General features: G+C 37.2%; 1 protein-coding gene. It reads left to right on the plus strand.

Annotated elements, in window-relative coordinates:
* The first annotated feature begins 41 nt into the window (after nt 1-41).
* Nucleotides 42-620, plus strand: a complete 579-nt coding sequence (locus AC1EUY_RS16110) for a BfmA/BtgA family mobilization protein (RefSeq protein WP_480196576.1) — start codon at nt 42-44, stop codon at nt 618-620.
* The last annotated feature ends 68 nt before the right edge of the window (nt 621-688 follow it).

The following is a 688-nucleotide window of genomic DNA, read 5'->3' on the forward strand; positions in this document are numbered from 1 at the left end:
GCTCAAACACCCAGTAAAACTGTAATTATTTGCCGCAAAAAATGGAAAAGTTTTCACAATATGGGTTTTCAGGAATCAACTTTAAGAAGAAAACGGCTATTCGGTTCAGAAGTTTCTCTAAGGCTATTTCACTAAACAATACGGAAGCTATGGAAGCCATGTTGGATTTTTTTGAGATTCATCAATTATCTCCCATGGATTCCCTAGATGGGAGTCTAAGAGCTGTTGAAATACGGATCAAAAAACGGATAAGCAACGCCATCGCTATCATTAAGAGTATAGAGCAAAGCCAGACCCTGCCAACGACAGCCTTACTGCAAGCCCTATTTGAACAAAAGCTGGAATCAGAAGAAGACAGTGCTGACTTTGACGAGGATTTTGAATTCATCGAAAAGAAATTTGCCGATATGGAACAAATGGAAATAAAAATTGAAGAAACCAATGTTCCCAAAATCAGATATGATAGACTGAAAGAAAAAATGGAACTGCTAAAAACAGATTTTGGTTATGTACTCGACCAGGTAAAGTTGGCTAAAAGTAGTTTCGGGAAAAGCTATTTGAAACTGGAACTCACACTACAAGAATTGGAAAAATACAAACGCACTTTAAAAAATTCATAAGATATGTACATCACCATCACAAAACAACACCAGGGAGAAAACTTTAGCGGCAGTGTTCGCGATTTTGT

Source organism: Maritimimonas sp. 2210JD6-3 (assembly GCF_056591795.1).

Coding starts and splice junctions, on each gene's coding strand:
- AC1EUY_RS16110 (WP_480196576.1), top strand. CDS start 42: ATGGAAAAGTTTTCACAATATGGGTTTTCAGGAATCAACTTTAAGAAG.